Genomic DNA, 19,890 nt, shown 5'->3' on the forward strand with positions numbered 1-19,890 from the left:
TTGAAAAACATAACACTGGAGGTAAAGCAAGGAGAGATATTGGGCTTGTTGGGGCCGAACGGTGCTGGAAAAACGACTTTATTTCGTTTGATTACTAATCTGATGAGGCCTTCGGAGGGTAATATCTACGTTAATGGAATTGACGCAAATTCTAACCACGTACAAGCTGCACATCATATTGGAGCAATTATTGAAGTCCCTCATATGTATCCTTATTTAACTGCCTATAACAATCTGAAACACTTTAGCTTTTATAGCAATCATAACCCTGATAAAGAAAAGATACTAGAGGTGTTATGCATTGTAGGTTTGAAAGAAGCCGCAAAAAAAAAAGTTAGAACATTTTCGTTAGGCATGAAGCAACGTCTAGGTCTAGCTCAAGCACTGCTTCAGAACCCTGATTTGATTTTATTAGATGAGCCTACCAATGGTATGGATCCTATGGGGGTAAAGGTATTCAGAGAACATTTACACTATTTGACAAAAGAACAAAAGAAAACGGTTGTCATATCAAGTCACTTACTTAATGAAATGGAATTCCTATGTGATCGTGTAGCATTTATGAGCAATGGTGAGATTCTAACTATTGAATCGACGAAGAAAGAAGACAAAGAAAAGCAAGTAACGAGAATAGAAGTGGATCAAATTCAACAGGCAACGCAGTTGCTGTTAGATTATACAAGCGAACATGATCTAATACGGGTAGAAGGAAATTCACTAGTCTTCTTAGTGTTGCGTGACAACATTTCAGATCTGTTATCTTTATTCATTCAACATCAAATTAAAGTGTATAGCGTTCAAATACAACCATATAACCTGGAAGACAAATTTATAAAAATAATGCAGGAGGCTAGAGCTTGATCAGGCTTATACAAGCGGAATTACTTAAGATTTATAATCGTCCATTGGTTTGGAGCATGGTTGCCCTTCTTTTTATGATGGTTTCCATCATGGCTATACTACATATTAATTATAACAATAAGACTGTTACGAGTGATTGGAAAGCTGAATTGTTAGAAGAAAACCGCCTGCTTACTATTGAAATGCAAGAAGCACCTGAGGAAATCAGGCCATATATAAACTCACAAGTTAAACAAAATGAGTATGCATTAAACAATGGAATATCACCCAAAACAATGAGTGTTTGGAAATTTGTTAATTCCGCAGCAAAATTGTTACCTTTTGTAACACTATTTACTCTTATTATTGCAAGCAGTGTAGTGGCTAGTGAGTATAGATGGGGGACGATGCAGCTTCTTTTAATACGGCCAATTAGTCGTTATAAGTTGCTTTTGGCCAAATACGTTGTTATTCTTCTTTTTGCAGCGGTTTTACTTGCTATCGTATTTGTGGTCTCTTGGATAGCAGGTGCTATCCTATTTGGAACAAAAGGTGCTATGGAACCTTATGTATTTGCAAGGGATAGAGTGAACTTTCAAAGCACTACGTATATCAATAAACTCCTAATTACCTATGGTTTAAAAATTATAACATTATTTGTAATTGTAACCATGGCATTTGTAATTTCAGTTTTGTTTCGAAGTAGCTCATTTGCCATTGGATTTTCGGTCTTTATTTTATTTAGTGGAAATATGTTTACCTCTATATTATATCGTATTAATGTGGTAATGGCAAAATTATCATTGTTTACCCATTTAAATCTAGAAGTTTATTTTACAGGTACGCCTCCTGTTGAGGGAATAAGTTTGTTGTTTTCGCTGGGGGTGTTGCTTGGTTATGTGATCGCTTTTTATTTGGTAGGTTGGATTGCGTTTGCTAGAAGAGAGTTGGTATAAAAATCATAAGAGCAGCGATTCCGAGAAACAAGCTCGGGACGCTGCTTTTCAGGTTAGACGGGAATGCCGATATCTATTATAAACGGCAGTTGAAAGTTTAGTCATGAATCCTACTGCGCTTTGTTATTGGCATTGCGATATTCTTTCGGTGAAACACCGACATTTTTGCGGAATGAAAAGCTGAAATAGTTGGCATCGGCATAGCCTACCTTCTCGGCAATCTCCAGCGCTTTCATGTCTGTGGTGCGCAGCAGCTCCTTCGCCGCTTCCATGCGGATGTGGTTCAAATAGTTCACGAAGGTCATTTTCGTCTCTTTCTTAAAAATACTGCTGAAATATCCCGCGCTAATATGCAGATGGCCGCACACTTTATTAATCGTAATATCGCCTTCGTGATAGTGGTTCTTCGTATATTCTTTGGCCATTTCGACCAAGTTCTTGTAGGTATATTGGCGGTCCGTCGCGATATGGTTCATCATCGAGGCGCACAGCTCGGCAAGCCAGTGCTTGGCTTCTTCCAACGAGGTGAACTTATTAATCTCTGTAAAAGGAATGAAATTATCGCCGAATACTTCGTCTACGTTCAAATTCGAGTCCTTGGCCGCTTTCAAAATACAGGTTAATATTTCGAGCAAATAGATCTGATAATCCTTAACGGAAACGGCTCCTTCAATCCCTTGAAAAAGCTCGTCCATCGTCTCGCGGATCTCCTGATTCGTCCCGACCTTAATGCAGCGCGTCAAGGCGTGCTCCTTCACGTCGTCGAAGCGGACTTTCTCTCCGCTGCGCGTCTCTACATCATCGATGGAAATGATCCGGTTATTGCCAAGAATAAGTCTGTAATCCAGCGCCAACACAGCATCTTCATACGAATAGCTGATTTTGGTCACATCCTTCATGACCGTTCCAATGCCGACCGTTAACGTAAACTTCAAATATTTTTCTACATTTTGCCGCACTTCTTCCAGCACTTTCATAGTCTCCTGCAGCGCGGTTTCCCTGTCTTCGCTTTCCCTGGCAGCCAAGACGACCACTTGATCGTGATGCATAAAAACAAGACCAAGACGGCGCCTATCTGCAATCTCTTCCGTAATGTTTAATAGGGCGAAATATTTCAGTGCCTGATCCGCCGAATATTTTAAGGAAACGGACTTGGACAACTCTTCCCGATTGTCCAGTTCCTCTTCAGGAATCAGCACCCCATCTATGCTCATTACAGCAGCGACGAAGCTGCGGCCATTCAGCTCTATGCCATAGTTTGCCGCTTTCTCGTACACTTCTTCCCGCGGGAGCTTCCGGTTCATAAGCGTCGCCAAGAAATTTTCCTTAAGCACAGGCATGCTCTTCCTGTAATGCTCCATCAGCAGCTGGACATTTTCCCGGTGCGCCACTTCCTCCTGAATCTGCCCCTTCACCTTCAGCAAGGCATTGATGAGCTCCTGCGCGGAAAAAGGCTTCAACACATATTCATCAATGTGCAGCTTTATTGCCCTCTGGGCATACTCAAACTCATCATGTCCCGTAAGAATAATGAGCTTAATGGTCGGAAAGCGCTCTCGAATGGCTTCAGCCAGCTGAAGCCCATTCATGAACGGCATCTGAATGTCCGTTACCACAACGTCCGGCTGCAATCTCTCCACCATTTCCAACGCTTCCCTGCCGTTCTCCGCTTTCTCAATGACCTCGAAGCCGATCGCTTCCCAATTGATTTCGCGGACGACCCCTTCCCGCACATCCTCTTCATCGTCGACTAAAATTAACTTGTACATGTTCGCCCCCCTAAACGTTTGCATGGAAAAGTGACCAATTGGCAGTTAGTAGCAACCTTTTTTAACCATATTGTACTAAGTGCCTTTGGAATACACAACAGGATTAATGAACGTTAAAGGACAGGAAGTAATGGTCATCTTCACCTGCCCTCTGTTAAGATAAGGTAGACAGCACTTATGTACACATTGACATATCATTTAATCCCATGAATGATTCGAGGAGGAACAGCCGTTGGATTTCGCACAAATAGGACGAATCGCTTCGCTCATCCAAGAAAATGTAGGCAAAGTCATCATCGGCAAAGAGGATACGGTCGAATTGCTGGTCATCGCCCTCATTGCTTCCGGGCATGTGCTGCTGGAGGATGTGCCGGGCACCGGAAAGACGCAGCTGGCTAAAGCGCTCGCCCGCTCCCTGGACGGCACGATGAAGCGCATCCAGTTCACGCCCGACCTGCTGCCTTCGGATGTTAGCGGCATTAACTTTTACAATCAAAAGCTGGGCGAATTCGAATTCCGCCCAGGACCTTTATTCGCACACATCGTGCTCGCCGATGAGATTAACCGCGCAACGCCGCGCACACAATCCTCCTTGCTGGAAAGCATGGAGGAGCGCCAAGTGAGCATCGACGGGGAAACGCGCACGCTCGAAGCGCCGTTTCTCGTCATCGCCACGCAGAACCCTGTCGAGAATCAGGGGACATTCCCGCTGCCGGAAGCCCAGCTAGACCGCTTCTTGATGAAGCTGTCGCTCGGCTACCCGTCCGCGGCGGAGCAGGTTGAGATTTTAAAGCGCTACCAGCAGCAAGATCCGCTGGATCAGCTGCTGCCGGTTGTAGGGCGCGCCGAGCTGCTCGAAGCGCAGCGCTTGTTCACGCAGGTGCGCGTCAGCGACGAGCTGCTGCAGTACCTCGTGCAGCTCGCGGAAGCTACGCGCACGCATGCGGATGCCGCGCTCGGCGTCTCGCCGCGCGGCGTGCGCGCCTTGATGAAGGCGGCGCAGGTATACGCGGCGCTTCGCGGCCGCGACTATGTGCTGCCGGATGACATCAAGGCGCTGGCAGCGCCCGTCTGGGCGCACCGCATCCTGCTGCGAACGCGGTCGCGCCAGCAGGATCAGCAGGTGCGGACGCTGCTGGCTGGCATCCTTGCGGCTGCCCCCGTGCCTACGGAAGCGAAGCTGAGGTAGCGAATGGGCATCTCCTGGATTCTGCTCATCGCCGCCCTGCTGTTCCTTCTTCAGCATGCCCTTTTCAGCCGCTGGGGGTTTCGCGGTCTCACGCTTAAACGTACGTTCAATCAAGCGCACTGTCATGCCGGGGATCGCATCGAAATGATCGAAACGATTCAAAACCGCAAGCTGACGCCCCTTCCTTGGCTTCGCCTGGAATCCACGATCCATGCCGGGCTTCATTTCGCGAAGATGAGCAATCTTGCGGTAAGCAGCGGCGCCATTTTCCAGAATCACCGCAGTCTGTTCAGCCTGATGCCGTATACCCGAATCGTAAGGCGGCACCAGGTCATCTGCGCCAAACGAGGCTGGTATAAGCTTGAAACCGTTTCCGCTACCATCGGAGATCTGGCCGGCATGCAGGCTGCGACGATGAGCCAGCGCCTGGATTTGGAGCTTCTCGTGTACCCTCGCTTGGTAAGCCGGGATGACATCCCGCTGCTATCGAGCCGCTGGCAAGGGGACATCACGGTGAAGCGCTGGATCATGCCCGACCCGTTCCTCGTATCCGGCGTGCGGGAGTATCGCTACGGCGATACGATGAACAGTATTCACTGGAAGGCAACCGCCCGCAGCCAGCGATTGCAGGTCTACAATCGGGAGTTCACAGCAGACCCGAGGCTGTTTATCATCGTCAATACCCAAATAACCCAAACCATGTGGGATGCCGTAAGCGACCCTGAGCTCGTGGAGAAAGGCTTGTCCTACGCCGCCACACTGGCCGAGTATGCGATTAGCCAAGGCGTTCCGGTTGGTTTCGGCTACAACGGCTCTCTCGTGGGACAGCCAGGTACTCCCGTGCACGTCTCTCCTGCAGGCGGTCACCCGCATTTGGCGTATCTGTTCGAAACGATGGCCAAGCTGGCGATCTCCTGCACCCGTTCCTGCAGCGACTTTCTGGATGAGAGCATCCTGCAGGAAGGCAGTGTCTTGGATATCATCCTGTTGACCGCCTTCGTTTCCGATGCGCTGGAAGACAGTATTCAGCGGCTTGAAGCATTGGGGCATAACGTCTTTATCGTTCCTTTGCAGCACGGACTGCTAAACCTGCACGAAAAGGAGATGAGTCCATCCGATGTCAACGCCGATTCAGGTGAAAGCACGGCAAGCCAATAAGGAGAAGAAGGAGAAGAGTGCCTATCTCAAAGCCTTAGGGTACTCTCTCCTGTTCGCTGCAGCCGAACTCATTCTATTCTCGCCTCTTGTGGTGGCTGCGCATATTTATTTGTCAGAGCTCCCTCTCTGGCAGTTGATTTTGCAGTTCTTGCTGGTTTTCGCAGCAGGCAGCTTCTTGGGTCGCATAAAATGGCTGTCTCGCAAGATTTACGAGCTTATAGGATGCGCATTGGCCGGTTTTACGGCAGCCTACCTTTTTCAAGGGAACAATTGGCACAGTTGGGTCTGTGGAGGTGTCGGCATGCTGCTTGCTTACCGCGGTATTCGCTGCACGAGAGACGGCTGGCTTGCCATCTTCCCCGGAGCCTCCTTTGCAGTTGCAGGTTCGGTGTATTTCGTCGGCGTTCCACTTATGGGACATCAAGCCGTCTTTCAGCCTTACATGGACTGGTTGAACGGACTCGGGTTCGCCTCGCTGATCATCTTTTTCTTTGCTTTTCATCGCAACGGCTTGCTATACGCCACATTAGCCGGCGACGAGCGAGCGGCATCTTCCTCCCTATCGGAGACTGTGAAGCGCTCCAGCCGCATTTGGTTAATCGCATTAATTATTCTTATATTTATTGTTTCCTATTTCCAGCAGATTCGGCAGGCTATCGTCGCCGGTTTGCGTGCTGCCATCGCATGGCTGCTGCGTTTCCTGCAGTCCGATCCTCCGGCGGAAGCACCGCCGGAGCCGAGCGCTTCGGCTGCGCCGCCGCTCCTGCCTCCCGCTGACAGCCCGGAGCCGGGCTGGTTGGACGCCTTGCTGCACGTTATCCAGGTCGTCTTCGTCTATGTGATTGTCATCTCCTTAATCGTCCTGGCCATTTATGTGATTGTAACCAAGCTCGTGCCTGCTGCGGCTGCGTTCCTGAGACGATTGATGAATCGTTCTCTCAGTAACAGGAAAGACATGGAATCCGAGGGCTTCATCGATGAAGAAGAAGCGCTTGTCGATTGGAAAGGGTTGCCGCGCCTGTGGTGGAAGCAAATGAAAAAGGGAAGGAACAAAGAAAAGAGCTATGCGAAGAAATGGTCGCTCTTGCCGAACAACCGGGAGCGCATCCGCTTTCTCTACCGTCTCTTGATCGAACGGGCCGCACATAGCGGGTATACGTTTAAAGAAGCGATGACCCCGAACGAAACGGAAAAAGATCTTAGCCAGGAAAGGCAGCTGCCTTTCGAGACCGTTCATGCCGTTACTTCGGCCTATAACCAAGTGCGGTACGGCGAAACGGAAGTTTCCGATGCCCAGTTGGATCAGGTGCTGCAATCGGTCGAGCCCAGCCTTCGCAATCGCTTGAAATAGCCGAATTCGCCCAATCCGTAAACCAAAAAGGAGGCTGTACAGCATCTGACTGCATGGCCCCCTTTACTTTTTTATGAAAAATCGTCACATTCCGTCTCGCCGCCGCATATGCATAATTGTTTGAATACAATTGATGAGGTGGTTTTGAGATGTTAGCATTAAAAACTAGCTGTGAAAGAGAAGAAGTCGTTCAAACTTTATGTGACATGGGCTTGGATCAAATCGCAAGATGGATCATGGTATTGCCTGAAGACCGGTGGGAAAACATGTTTCTCTCGACATGGCCAACACTTGCGAAAAAATGCGGCTTCAACAGATAGCTGCTTTTACATAAACATAGGAAACGACTTATTTGGCCATTGCTCTATGCGATTTTTGCATCGGGCTTTTTCTTTTTCCGTTTGGTTTGCTGCCCTTTATTTGTTCGCCGACCATCTTTGCAGCTTATGTATATTTCGTGTGAATAGTCCTGTCAAAAACCGGGGAAAGCCGAACTCCACCATCTTCTGCTTCACAAGCTCCTTCATTTCCGGGGCAGTCATATCAGGCTGCGTGAATTCGCCTTTTTGATAACAATGACTGCAATAAACCTTGCTCTTCGCGCCTGATTTCTCCGTTCCTCCGCCTTGTTCATCGCGCGCCAAGGGCATTCCGCAGCTTTGGCAGTTTTTATAAACAGCATCCATGTTTGTCGTACCTCCTCATTAGCTTCATATTCCTATCATACCAAGGCAGCTTTCAAAAGCAATGCATATTTGACAGGATTTCCGTCCAAATGACAGAGGAGCTTGAATTCAAGCGCTTTCACAGGAGGATTTTAGCTCTTACAGGCGAAATATACAAGTGTACATTTTTATGAAGGAGGGACAAGTTGTGAAGCCCGTCACAGTCAATGATTTAGCACAGCGTTTCTCGCTCGAAGTACTTGCCGGACACTCGGAACTGCACCGTCCGATTACCAAAACAAAAGCGCATCGCCCCGGGCTCGAGTTTGTCGGCTATTTCGAATATTTTCCGCAAGAGCACGTGCAGCTCTTAGGGCGGAAAGAGATTACTTATCTGCACAAACTCAGCGAGCATGAAAGAAATCTTCATATCGGCAATATTGTCAAATATCACCCGCCTTGTTTCGTCGTCACTAGAAACCAAGAAGGCTTAAAATATTTAACGAAATACTGCGAGGAAGAACGTATTCCGCTTCTCCGAACGCCCGCCACTACAAGCAAGTTTCAGGACCTTGTTGATATATTTCTCAGCAAGGCCTTAGCTCAGGAGATTGCGGTTCACGGCGTTTGCGTCAACGTATCGGGGATCGGTATTCTGCTGCGCGGCAAATCCGGGGTTGGCAAAAGCGAAACCGCCCACACCTTGATCCGCCGGGGTCACCGCCTCGTTGCCGATGATATTGTGGTGCTGAAAAAGATCAGTCCGGAGACGCTTCTGGGCACGCATAACGGGAAGACCAAGGAATTCCTGGCGCTTCGCAGCATTGGGCTTATTAACGTATCGCGTCTCTACGGCCGCAAGGCTTTCCAAGATGAAACGCGGATCGTGCTTGATATTGAGCTGACCCAGTGGCAGGAGCATGCGCTCAACAACGATTTGGAGCTTGAGCCTTCTTTCACGGACTATATGGATATCAAAATTCCGCATATCGAAATCCAACTCCAGCCTGGACGGGATGTTGCCGGTCTTGTTGAAGCGGCGGCTAACAGCTGGTATTTGCGCCAGCAAGGATACAGTGCGGCTGAAGAGTTCATGCAGCGCCTGCAGAGCGAATCCTGAATACCGAGTACCGCCCCAAAACAGCTTGCTAGACCGAAAGCTGTTAATGGAGGTGTATTCTTATGCGCAAAAAATTACCATTGATTATTATTTCCATTACTTTGGTGGCTTTAATGGTCTGCGGGTGGACAGCCTATGCGTCAACTTCGTCCAACTCAGCTATTTCTACTTCGGTCAAAGGAGCTTTCAAATCCGTTAGTTCGGATGCTGTCACCCTAACTACGGAGAATGGGGATCAATCGGTGCCCTTAGCTAAATCGGTATGGGTCTACCGCAACGATGAAAAAGCGCTGCTAACCGACTTGAAAGCAGGCGATCAGATCGAAATAATCGTGAACAGCAAGCAGCAGGCCGCCTATGTCAAAGCGTCTTCACCTGCGGCCAGCGAGCCTGTACCATCACCGACTTCATCAGCTTCTGCTTCTGCTGCACCGGAGCCGACGCAGCCCCCGGCAGCTGCCCAGAACCAGGTGCCTGCACCGGCGACACAGAAACCGGACCCCCAAGCAATGCCGTCCTCTCCACCGGATAAAAGCATTTATCCCGGCTTGCAAGGCATCGATCTTAACGTCGATGGGAAGCATTTCAAGCTGCACATTGGGCAATCCAAAGGTGCGGCAAGCGGCACTACTTACGATCTCAGCATTAAGCCTGAGGACGCCGGCATGATTCACCTTAAAGGTGATGAAGCTGCCCAGTGGATTCAGAAGCTGTTGGCTTCTATTGATCTCAAATCACCCAATGCTGAGCAAAAAATCGCAGGTCTGCTTGCCAAGCAGTACAACTTGGATGTGAGCAAATTACATGTCAGTATGAAAACGAAGTGGGAGCAGCAGCAAGCCCAGATGCAGCAGAACGTTCCAAACAAACCGAAAGAAGATCGTAAAGAAGATAAAGAAGTTAAAGAAAATAAAGAAGATAAACAAGATCATAAAGACGACCGTAAAGATGATCGTCAAGGCGATAACAATAACAAGCAGCATGGCAAAGATGATCCTAAAACGAAAGATAAAGCGCGCAGCAACGGTCATCACGATGATTAAAAAAGCCGTCCGACCCCTTAGGGGCCGGCGGCTTTTTTATTAGTCTTTGTCTTTCTTTCCCTTGCCGTGTCCGTTTCCGCGTCCGGGAGGTTTTTTGTCCTCCTTCTCTGGTTTCACCGGAGACGCATTGGAGACAGATGAGGCTGCCTCCTGCCCCACGATCGGCATATCGAACGGAACAACAGGTGTTTGAGCTAACGCCCGGTTCATAATTTCCCGAAATAAGACAGCTGGCACAGCACCGCCGGACGTTGTTAAATAATGCGTTTTGTCTGTTCGGTCATACCCGACCCAAATGGCAGCCGTCAGCTCCGGGGTATACCCCACAAACCAGGCATCCTTGGCGCTGCCGCTGCTTATGCCCTCGAACTCCTTCGTCTGCGGCAGTTGAGTGGTCCCCGATTTTCCTGCAACAGGGCGGTTCATCGCAGCATTCTTCCCTGTCCCCTGCTGCACAGCGACTTGGAGCATCGATGTCATCGCATAGGCCGTCTCGGGCTTCATCACTTGCACACCCTTTTTAGCAGCTTGAACTAGCAAATGTCCGTTGCTTGTTTCTATTTTCGTAATCGTATGAGCTTCATGAAAGTCTCCTTTAGCGGCAAAAGCACTGAAGCCCTGCGCCATTTGGAGCGGTGACACTCCCTCGGACAGCCCACCTAGCGCAATGCCAAGCTGACGATCCTGAGCTGGCAGCGTGATGCCCAGCGATTTGGCGAATTGCAAGCCCCGATCAATGCCGATCTCGTGAAGAAGCCACACGGCCGGCACATTCCAGGAAGAAACAACCGCCTCCTGCATCGTCACCTGTCCCCGCGTTTGATGATCCCAATCTTGGGGCTGATAACCTTCAATATTGAGGGGACCGTCGTACAAGGTGGAGAATGGCTTGTAGCCTTGCTCGAGCGCGGGGCCATACACCACAATAGGCTTAAAAGAAGACCCCGGCTGCCGCTTCAGCTGTGTAGCGTGACTGAATCCGCGAAAGACGCTTTCTCCTCGTCCCCCTGCCAAAGCACGAACGCCTCCTGTCCGCTGATCGACAATTGCAGCCCCGCTCTGGATGAGCTGGTCCGGCTTGCTCTCGGGAAAGAGACTATCCTCCTTGTAAACTTCTGTTACCGCATTTTGCACGGCAGGGTCCAGCTCTGTTGTAATGTGTAAGCCGCCCGTCAGCAGCTGTTCTTCCGTGAAGCCATACACGTGAACAGCTTCATTAATGACCGCATCGACATATGCGGGGTATCTGCCTTTCAGATCATTGCCTTCGGATTTCACGACACCGATCGCAGCAGTTTTAGCCTTTTCGTAATCCTGCGGCGTAATTTTCCCTTCATCGCGCATCAAGAGCAGCACCGTATTCCTGCGTTCCAATGCATGCGCTTCATCCTGAAAAGGCGAGTACCGGCTCGGCGCCTTTGGCAGAGCGGCAAGAACCGCTGCCTCTGGCAAGGTTAAATCCTGTACGTTTTTATTAAAATAGGTTTTAGCCGCCCCCTGCACACCCCAGCTGCCTTCCCCAAAATAAATGCTGTTCAGATACATTTCCAAAATTTCATCTTTGCTGTAAGTCGTATCGATTTTGATCGCGTACGCTGCCTCCCGCAATTTGCGCCCCACTGTTTTGTCTGCGTTGAGAAAAAGATTGCGCGCCAACTGCTGTGTAATCGTGCTAGCGCCTTCCGAATAGCTGCCCCGCACGACATCGCGAGCCACCGCACGCAAAATAGATTGGAAATCAATGCCCGTATGCGAGTAGAATCTCCGATCTTCCACAGCCACAACGGCATCTGTAAGCACTTTCGGCATCTGCGCGATTGGCACAGGATCGATCTTCGAAGCAGAAAGCTGTGCCGCCGCTTTGCCGTTCTTGTCTAACACAAGCGTCGCTTCCGGCAGCGGCTGATTTAATTTCGAAACATCGAGCCCGCTTATGTAAGAATAACAAGTTGCGAATACAGCTAATCCGCCAGCCAGGAGCACAGTCAAACTTATTAACCAGAACCTTTTACTCGTCCACAATCGTTTAATCATCTTACCTTCCCCCTTACGTTCGCTATAGGTATTCGTTCTTTACCTAAAGTTAGCGACGCATAAAAGAGTCCATTTCATGTCAATTTGTGCATGCCTTTGGAGGGCGATGCAGCGTTAATGCAGGCCTTCCGGGTGGGTGACGGCCTTTTTCGACCTCTCGCGTACCCTCTCCGCTCCAAAAAACAAAAACGCGCCCTCCCCAATGGGGAAAACGCGTTTCTATACTATGCAATCGAAGTCGGCGCTCCGAACACCGACGTATACCCGCTGATCCCGCTCAGGATGCGCTCGGCTTCTTCATCCTTCATAGAGCCGTACCGCTCGACGGCATCGACGATTTTAGGGAACAAATGAATATCCCCGGCGCTGGCGAACCCGCATATCCCAGGGAATGAAAGCACAAAATGCACGCAAGCATCAATAATCTGCTGCTGATCGAACGGCTCATACCACGTCGCATATGGACGCTCCTGCCCTTCGGCCCATGGCGCCTTCGCGATGGCTTTAATGACTCGGACAGCCGCTTGCTGCTTGCCGGCCTCTTCCATCAGAGCATCGAAAGCCTCACGATACTTCGGTATGCTGTACATGTAATAATTCAGAGGCAGCAGTACCGTCGCGAAGGGAAATCTATGTAACGCTTCCAGATGGACGATTGGCGCCTCATGCCCGTGGCCGGTAATGCCTATTTCCTTGACGATGCCTTCCGCTTTCGCTTCCAAAACGGCTTCCAACGCACCGCCCTTCTCCGTACAGCGGTCCAGCTCTTCCATGGTGCCCACGGCATGCAACTGAAGTAAATCAACGGAGTCTACTTTCATTAGCTCCAAGGAGCGATAGATCTCTTCCTTAGCTTCCTTTTTCGATCTTTGTCCCGTTTTCGTAGCCAGAAAAATCTCTCCGCGCACTTGGCTAATCGTAGGCCCCATGCGCAACTCAGCATCGCCATAGCTGGCGGCTGTATCGAAATGGTTCACCCCATGCTGCAGGGCATACGCAATCGATGCGTCCGCTTCCTCCTGCTTCACATTGCCAAGACTTGCAGCACCAAACATAACGACTGAGCTTTCGTAATTCAAACGACCTATCGTTCGTTTCAACATGGATGAAGCGCTCCTTCCTTATTGTCCTTGCTCCCTTTAACCATATCATTTCCAGAACCTAGAATACAATCGTCTCCCCCTTTTACACGGCAAAAAGAAAAAGCCCTCGGATACCGGCTAATGCTAGCACCCAAAAGCTTAAACTCCAATTAGTACGTTGCTCCTTGCAAAAACTTCACTCTCTCCCCCATAGGAGGAATTTCGTTCCCGTCCACAATCACTTCTACAACAACCGGAACGCCATGAGATAGCCACTCTGTCACATGCTCACTCTGTAATTGATCAAGCGATGTAATCTCTGCATGGCGCAATCCCAGGGACTTGGCAATCCCGGCGATACTTACCCGCTCTTGCGAGAAGTCATCGAGACAACGTTTGTACTGCAGCATATGACCGTGATAGACCATCCCCAAACGGGCGTTATTGATGACCACAAAAAGGATCGGAAGCTGATACTCCTTCGCAGTCAGTACTTCTAAACCATGCATGAAGAAGCAGCCGTCGCCTGTGATACAAATCGTCGGCCTGTTCGGCTCGGCCAGTTGCGCGCCAATGACTCCGCCTAGTCCGGAGCCCATGCCTCCGAAATTGATGTCGATGTCGAATTCTTGGCCGCTTTCGATCCCTACATTTTGAATCGAGTAGGTCATGAATTCGCCGATATCCAGGAAGAATCGGGTATTTTTCGGCGCAGCAGCGCTAAGACTGCGAATGGCAGACCGCGTATTCCATTTCTCCTCCACCTGTTCGGATGCGGCGGCAGCTTCTGCCAAACCGGCGAAGGCATCGCTGACAGTCTCTTCATCCTCCAGTCCATCTTCCGACAGCTGATCAAGAAGCTCCGCGATGACCTGCTTAATTTCACCATGCACCGGATAAGCCGTTTCGTAGCATTTTCCAAGCTCGTTTTGATCGTAATCGATGTGAATAAGCTCTCGTCCTGCAACTAAGCGCGGCTCCCAATTGCTTGTCGCCAGCTCTCCTAGGCTTGAGCCGATAATAAGCAGCACTTCGTGGCTGCCGCCATTCAAATAGTCGCTTGCCTTCGGACTCGCTGAAAGGCCGTATCCACCTAAGGACAGCGGATGGTTGTCCGGGAAAGCCCCTTTGCCGCGAGGCGTTGTCGCTACGCCCCAACCAAGTCTTTCAGCCAATGGCACGATGCTGTCAGAGGCTGCTTTAGCCCCGTTTCCGAGCAAAATAGCCCCACGGGAGCCTGCAGCCTTGATACGCTGCGCAGCCGCCTTCACGGCCGCCAAATCCATAACAGGCTGCTGCACAGGGGGCAGCACCGGAAGCTCTCTATCTCCGATATCTGTCATTTGAATGTCGATCGGAATGGCCAAATGAACAGGACCCGGCACACCGCTAATCGCAGTATGGTAAGCCTCCGCCAAAATCTCCGGCAGCTTATGGGCATCGAGCACAGTCCGGCTCATCTTCGTGATCGAAGCAAAAATCGGCTCCGCATACAGCTCTTGCGCGCCACCCTTGCCCAGCTTTGTGGAGGGGACCGATCCCGTGATAAAAATAACAGGCAGTTTCTGTTTCCAAGCGTTCGCAGCCGGGGTTACCAGATTCGTCGCTCCCGGTCCGCTGGAGGCGACGCAAAGCGACGGAATGCCGGTAATTCTTGTGTAAGAACCTGCCATATAACCGGAACTATTTTCGTGCTTGGCTACAATTGGCTTAAGCTCCGGAATATCCACAAGGGCGTCATAGATAGCATTGATTGAACCCGCCGGAATACCGAATACGTATTTAACTCCTTGCTGTACAAGAAACCTCAATCCTACTTCAATCGCCCGCATTGTCTTTACTCCTTTCCGGTAGGTAGTGTGAATTTAAATACTGAACCTTGGCCTTCGCTGCTATCGAACCAAATACGACCGCCGTGCAGCTCGATCAACTGCTTAGAAATCGCCAGTCCGAGACCTGTTCCATTGATTTGGTTATTCGCTTGATAAAATTTTGTGAAAATATTTTTCTGCTTTTCAAGAGGGATCCCAATTCCGTTATCGTGCACTTCCACGGTAAGCAAATTATCCTCGAATTTCGTTTTTATCGTAATTACACCCAGCGGTGGCGTGAATTTAATCGCATTGGAAAGCAAATTAAGCAAAATTTGCAGGATACGCTGTTTATCGACTCTGACGACGCTATCGATTTCCGATTCTGTCTCGACGACTAGAACCAATTTCTTTTTATTAATCAGCGACTGCACAATATGAACGGATTCCTTCACAATTTCGTTAAAGTCCGCTTCGGTGTACATCAATTCGAATTTGCCGTTCTCCATTTTGGCAAAATCGAGCAGCTCATTCACCTGATCAAGCAAACGGTCGATGGACTTGGCGGCAATATCCAGCAAATCCTTCTGCGATTCGTTAAGGTCTCCTAGAATGCCTTTTCCAAGAATATCAACAGATCCTTTGACCGCTGTAATCGGCGTGCGCAGCTCATGTGACAATGTCGCGATGAAATCGCTTTTGAGCTCATTCAGATGCTCCAGCTCACGGACCAGGCCTTCCAGCTTAAAGTTGGCTTGCTGCAGCTCAATGGAACGCTCATGCACGGAGTGGTCTAACGTCTCGGTATGCTGCGCATTGGATAACGCTGTTGCTGTCGCATCCGAAATAGACTGGCAGAACTCCAGAAGGCTGGCTTCATATTTCCGCTGCTTGCCGATGGACGGAATCGCCACAACGCCGTACACGGAGCCTTTGGCTACAAGCGGGAACACCATGATACTTTTGATATCAAAGGAAACGAACGCTTTATGATTAGGCCGTGGATCTGCATAAACGTCCTCGATGGCGGCTGACTTTTTCTCCGTGATGACTTCATACAACAGCCGGTCGTTTTCAATCGTTAACTTGACCTCGCGATGCTTCACCTTCCATTCGTCCATCGTCACATTTTCCGAAGACAACTGGTAGGGCTCAATCGTGTGCTCTTTTTCATTGTACAAATGAATTCCGATATCTTTCGATCCGCTTGCTTTGCGCATGTAATGGAAAAACGTGTTGAGCACATCTTTGACGGACAAAGATTCCGATAAAGCTTTCGTCGCATCGAGAAGAAGCTGCTGCTTCTCCATCAGCAGTTGGCGCTGTTCGAACATCCGGATATTGCGAATAGCCACACTGGCCATATTAACGAATGCTTCGGTAACTTCCATCTGCTCCGGTGTAATATTCATCGGCTTACCGAAATCATGGACGAAAACAAGACCGAACACCTCATTATCGACAATGACGGGAATACCGAGGATGGATTTTATTTTCAGCAGCTGTCTTTTGGACTGATCCAAACGCAGGTCTACACTCGTATCCGATATATAGTCGCTGGATTGGTTGCGCAGAATATCTCTTACGAACTCATCCTCCTTAGGATCAATCAACAATTCCGTTATATCTACAGGTAATTTATTGCCTTTATCTCCTTTAAACGTACCATCGGGCTGCTTTAAGAAAAAACCAACCAAATCCGCCTGCGTAATCTCACCGGCAATCGCGTCTACGAAAACTTGCAAAATTTCTGACAGCTCAAACTGCGAATTTATGACTTTCGTCATCTGAAACAATTTTTGAAAACTCATAAGCTCCATGACCATGCTTCCCTCATTCTCCTTTAATTAGCGAATCTTTATTTGATGTCTTCCACTGTTTTTAGCTCCGAGTAGTGCAGAATCAGCTTGTGTAATGATTTGCTCAAAACAGGTTGGATCGAAATTTTTAGTTAGTCCGATACTCACTGAAAACACTTGCGACTTATTAGGTGCAAGGCTGACCTTTAAGCTGTCTACCGCTTTAATGATACTATCCGCTATTTCAACACAGTTCTCTTCATTCTGAAGCAAGACCAAATACTCATCCCCGCCATATCGAAACGCTAAATCGCGCTCGGAAGAAATCTTGGACAGTATGATCGTGGCAACTTCCCGCAGGACCTGATCTCCAACCAAATGGCCGAAATTATCATTAATATCCTTAAAATAATCCATATCCACCATCATAGCGGCTTGGAATTGCTTGTTCCCCTCTTTGATCATACGAATGGTAATATCAAGATAAGCCCGATTATATAAGCCTGTTAATGCATCCACATAAACAAGCTTGGCTAGCTGCTTATTGTCTTTCTTTAGGTTCTTTATCTTCGCTTTTTGATGGAGGGCGATTTCAACTTTCCGTTCCAGCACATCCAGATCAAAAGGCTTTGTCAAATAATCAACGGCCCCTAGGCGTAATCCTTGTAAAATGTCTTCTTTCTGCGCATTGGCGGACAAGAAAATAATAGGCGTGTCAAAATCAGCTTCTCCGATTAATTGTTTGCATATCTCAAATCCCGTAATTTCAGGCATCATGACATCCAACAAAATCAGATCAGGCATAATTTCTTTGACCATCGCTATAGCTTCTTTACCATCTTCAACGGTGAAAATTTCATAGTGCAACGAATTCAAAAAGATACGAAGTATGTTTAAATTATGAGGTTCATCATCGATGATAAGAATACGACCGTTCATTCAGCTATCCCATCTTTCATTTCGATAATAGTGTTCCGTTTAGCCATCCATTTGCATTTGCTCATCGATGATGCTCAAGAAAATTCGCACTAATTTCTCGTCAAATTGTTTGCCCGAATGGGTAAGCAGCTGCTCTCTCACCTCATGCACATGAAGCGAATTCCGATACACCCTCGTAGATGTCATGGCGTCGAAAGCATCGGCGATACTAACAATACGCACAAGATAAGGGATATCCTCGCCGCTCACTTGATCCGGATAGCCCCTCCCATCCATTCGCTCATGATGCCACCTTATCATCGGCAGAAGATGCTCGACTTCCGGCAGCTCCTTCAGCAGCTCGAATCCAATCACAGGATGTTGGCGAATGACATTAAATTCATCGTCCGTTAGCCGGCCAGGCTTCATGAGAATATGATCGGGAATCGCCAATTTGCCAACATCGTGCAGCAGAGCTCCCAGCTTCAGAGATTCCAATTCAGCTTCGCTTACACCGGCTTTCGCACCAAGCAGCGTAGAATAAAAAGCAACATTATAGCAATGATCGACCGTAAAACTGTCTTTGACTCTAAGTGTGTTAAAAAGACTTTCGTATGCCTGCTGCTTCAGTACTTGCTTGCGGAATTGTATTTTTTTAATCAATTGTTCCATGTGCAGTTTAATGAGATTGCATAATTGCAATTGATCGTCATTCAGTCGGGTATCCGATGGAAATGAGAATAGTAGGGCGCCGTACGAAGGGCCGTGCTTTATGTGAAATCCGTAGATACATTGGTATCTGGATTTGAAAAGATACTCTCGAAGCACTCCATCTGTCTCATACACCGACAAACGGTAACCTTCGGGCATCGTGGAAAAAAATTGCGTTTGGAGAACTATGTACTTTAACTGTTCCATGACCGCTGTACTAATATTCACCGAGTAAGACGCTGGGGTAATCTGGTGTTTCTCATCCATTAGAAAAAGAGAGATATGTTCACAACCAATTGATTTTTTTGCGATATCATTCAATTGGCCGATCGATTCGAAGATGGAATCAGAATTTATCACATTCTTGAAAAACAATGAATTCTGCATAGATGTTACCTCTTATTCTTCTCAAGTAGACTGCCCCGACAATTTAATTAGTACTAGTTCTTCTTATTAAGGAGAATCTCCTCTATTATAAATAATTTTTTCCATAATTTTATTATTTTTTTATTTAACTAGTCAGATTCTCACACATTATGAGCCCTTGTGCGGCTTGCTTTCATTGATAAAAGGGACTTTCGACATATATGAAGACGTTCCCATTACATTCTATCTTGAAAAGGCTTAGGATGACAGCCATCAAACTGTGGTAAAGTATGGATATTGGTTGAAGACACTGCTGTATATTAACAAGAAAGAAGTGAGATGAATGGCGATCTACATCGCGTTATTACGAGGCATTAATGTAGGCGGGAAAAATATTATCAAAATGGCTGAATTAAAAAGCACATTCGAGCAGATGGGGCTGCTTCGCGTTCAAACCTATATCCAAAGCGGCAATATTTTGTTCGAATCGAATGAGGATGAAGAGTCTCTGCGCAAACGGATCGAGAGTGAGATAGAAGCCGTTTTTCACATATCGTTAGCCGCTATTTTGAGAACGGCGGAGGAACTAAACCTCATTGCCGCGAAATGCCCGTTCTCTGCAGAAGAAATTGCTGAAGCAGAGTCCATGTCCGACGCTGAATGCCTATATGTCGCCTTCCTGCCTAAGGAACCGTCAAAAGAAAGCTTGGCGAAACTTGAAGTTTACCAAACAGACAATGACCAGCTCCGAGCGAATGGCAGAGAGGTGTACCTGCTGTATCGGCACAGCATTTTAAAATCTAAACTGGCCAATAACCTTACCAAGCTGGATGTTCCTGCAACCGTACGAAATTGGAAGACGTTAAGTAAGCTTGTTGCGTTAGCAAACGCGATGGCTGACCCTGCTCGTCCTTAATCCATACAGCATAAAAAGAAGCATAATCTCTCAGTAAATCTACTGTTAGATTATGCTTCCTATGGATCGGGACGACACGATTTGAACATGCGACCCCCTGCTCCCAAAGCAGGTGCTCTACCAAGCTGAGCTACGTCCCGATATATGATGTTGCTTGATAAA

17 protein-coding genes and 1 tRNA gene are annotated in these 19,890 nt (G+C 48.2%); 9 read left to right on the top strand and 9 right to left on the bottom strand.

What is annotated here, in order from left to right; genetic code table 11:
* Together GC097_RS31940 and GC097_RS31945 are read left to right on the top strand one after the other, a co-directional pair.
* On the top strand, nt 1-861 hold the full coding sequence (locus GC097_RS31940) for an ABC transporter ATP-binding protein (protein ID WP_171687301.1): 861 nt from the start codon (nt 1-3) through the stop codon (nt 859-861).
* Nucleotides 858-1,796 (top strand): ABC transporter permease, encoded by a 939-nt coding sequence (locus tag GC097_RS31945; RefSeq protein ID WP_171687302.1) that lies wholly within the window; start codon nt 858-860, stop codon nt 1,794-1,796. The genes GC097_RS31940 and GC097_RS31945 overlap by 4 nt, the downstream gene beginning before the upstream one ends.
* A 110-nt stretch (nt 1,797-1,906) precedes the next feature.
* Here GC097_RS31945 and GC097_RS31950 read toward each other — a convergent pair whose 3' ends face one another.
* Complete coding sequence (locus GC097_RS31950; protein ID WP_171687303.1) at nt 1,907-3,565, bottom strand: response regulator; 1,659 nt, start codon at nt 3,563-3,565, stop codon at nt 1,907-1,909.
* Between the two features lie 232 nt (nt 3,566-3,797).
* Between GC097_RS31950 and GC097_RS31955 the strand changes: the two genes are divergently transcribed.
* From GC097_RS31955 to GC097_RS31970, 4 genes are all read left to right on the top strand, one after another.
* The gene (locus tag GC097_RS31955; RefSeq protein WP_171687304.1) at nt 3,798-4,754 is read left to right on the top strand and encodes an AAA family ATPase; all 957 of its coding nucleotides are present in this window, start codon (nt 3,798-3,800) and stop codon (nt 4,752-4,754) included.
* Nucleotides 4,755-4,757: 3 nt separating this feature from the next.
* Nucleotides 4,758-5,912, top strand: a complete 1,155-nt coding sequence (locus GC097_RS31960; protein WP_171687305.1) for a DUF58 domain-containing protein — start codon at nt 4,758-4,760, stop codon at nt 5,910-5,912.
* Entirely contained in the window at nt 5,872-7,263 is a 1,392-nt protein-coding gene (locus GC097_RS31965) for a DUF4129 domain-containing protein (protein WP_171687306.1), read from the top strand. The genes GC097_RS31960 and GC097_RS31965 overlap by 41 nt, the downstream gene beginning before the upstream one ends.
* A gap of 149 nt (nt 7,264-7,412) precedes the next feature.
* Nucleotides 7,413-7,583, top strand: coding sequence for a hypothetical protein (locus tag GC097_RS31970; protein WP_171687307.1), 171 nt, complete (start codon nt 7,413-7,415; stop codon nt 7,581-7,583).
* A 96-nt stretch (nt 7,584-7,679) separates the two neighbouring features.
* On the opposite strand, the gene GC097_RS31975 is transcribed toward GC097_RS31970, so the two are convergent.
* Nucleotides 7,680-7,949: a zinc ribbon domain-containing protein gene (locus GC097_RS31975; protein ID WP_171687308.1), complete on the bottom strand. Its 270-nt coding sequence runs from the start codon at nt 7,947-7,949 to the stop codon at nt 7,680-7,682.
* Nucleotides 7,950-8,136: 187 nt separating this feature from the next.
* On the opposite strand from GC097_RS31975, the gene hprK reads away from it, so the two are divergent.
* Together hprK and GC097_RS31985 are read left to right on the top strand one after the other, a co-directional pair.
* Nucleotides 8,137-9,048, top strand: coding sequence for an HPr(Ser) kinase/phosphatase (hprK, locus tag GC097_RS31980; protein WP_171687309.1), 912 nt, complete (start codon nt 8,137-8,139; stop codon nt 9,046-9,048).
* A gap of 62 nt (nt 9,049-9,110) precedes the next feature.
* Nucleotides 9,111-10,091: a hypothetical protein gene (locus tag GC097_RS31985; RefSeq protein WP_171687310.1), complete on the top strand. Its 981-nt coding sequence runs from the start codon at nt 9,111-9,113 to the stop codon at nt 10,089-10,091.
* A gap of 39 nt (nt 10,092-10,130) precedes the next feature.
* On the opposite strand, the gene GC097_RS31990 is transcribed toward GC097_RS31985, so the two are convergent.
* The 6 genes from GC097_RS31990 to GC097_RS32015 all read right to left on the bottom strand — a co-directional run bounded on the left by GC097_RS31990 (nt 10,131) and on the right by GC097_RS32015 (nt 18,713).
* On the bottom strand, nt 10,131-12,125 hold the full coding sequence (locus tag GC097_RS31990; RefSeq protein WP_171687311.1) for a transglycosylase domain-containing protein: 1,995 nt from the start codon (nt 12,123-12,125) through the stop codon (nt 10,131-10,133).
* A 224-nt stretch (nt 12,126-12,349) separates the two neighbouring features.
* A complete protein-coding gene (locus GC097_RS31995) occupies nt 12,350-13,228 on the bottom strand; it encodes an aldo/keto reductase (protein WP_171687312.1) in 879 nt (292 codons plus the stop codon).
* Nucleotides 13,229-13,377: 149 nt separating this feature from the next.
* Nucleotides 13,378-15,039, bottom strand: coding sequence for a thiamine pyrophosphate-binding protein (locus GC097_RS32000; RefSeq protein WP_171687313.1), 1,662 nt, complete (start codon nt 15,037-15,039; stop codon nt 13,378-13,380).
* 5 nt (nt 15,040-15,044) lie between these two features.
* The gene (locus GC097_RS32005; protein WP_171687314.1) at nt 15,045-16,829 is read right to left on the bottom strand and encodes a GAF domain-containing sensor histidine kinase; all 1,785 of its coding nucleotides are present in this window, start codon (nt 16,827-16,829) and stop codon (nt 15,045-15,047) included.
* A gap of 36 nt (nt 16,830-16,865) precedes the next feature.
* On the bottom strand, nt 16,866-17,756 hold the full coding sequence (locus tag GC097_RS32010) for a diguanylate cyclase (protein WP_171687315.1): 891 nt from the start codon (nt 17,754-17,756) through the stop codon (nt 16,866-16,868).
* Between the two features lie 39 nt (nt 17,757-17,795).
* Entirely contained in the window at nt 17,796-18,713 is a 918-nt protein-coding gene (locus GC097_RS32015; RefSeq protein WP_171687316.1) for an HD-GYP domain-containing protein, read from the bottom strand.
* 442 nt (nt 18,714-19,155) lie between these two features.
* On the opposite strand from GC097_RS32015, the gene GC097_RS32020 reads away from it, so the two are divergent.
* Nucleotides 19,156-19,728 carry a DUF1697 domain-containing protein gene (locus tag GC097_RS32020; RefSeq protein ID WP_171687317.1) on the top strand — a complete coding sequence of 191 codons (573 nt, stop codon included), beginning with the start codon at nt 19,156-19,158 and terminating at the stop codon, nt 19,726-19,728.
* A 66-nt stretch (nt 19,729-19,794) separates the two neighbouring features.
* On the opposite strand, the gene GC097_RS32025 is transcribed toward GC097_RS32020, so the two are convergent.
* Nucleotides 19,795-19,868 (bottom strand) — tRNA-Pro (locus tag GC097_RS32025).
* Between the last annotated feature and the right edge of the window lie 22 nt (nt 19,869-19,890).

It is taken from the genome of Paenibacillus planticolens (assembly GCF_013141725.1).
Classification (GTDB): domain Bacteria; phylum Bacillota; class Bacilli; order Paenibacillales; family NBRC-103111; genus Paenibacillus_E; species Paenibacillus_E planticolens.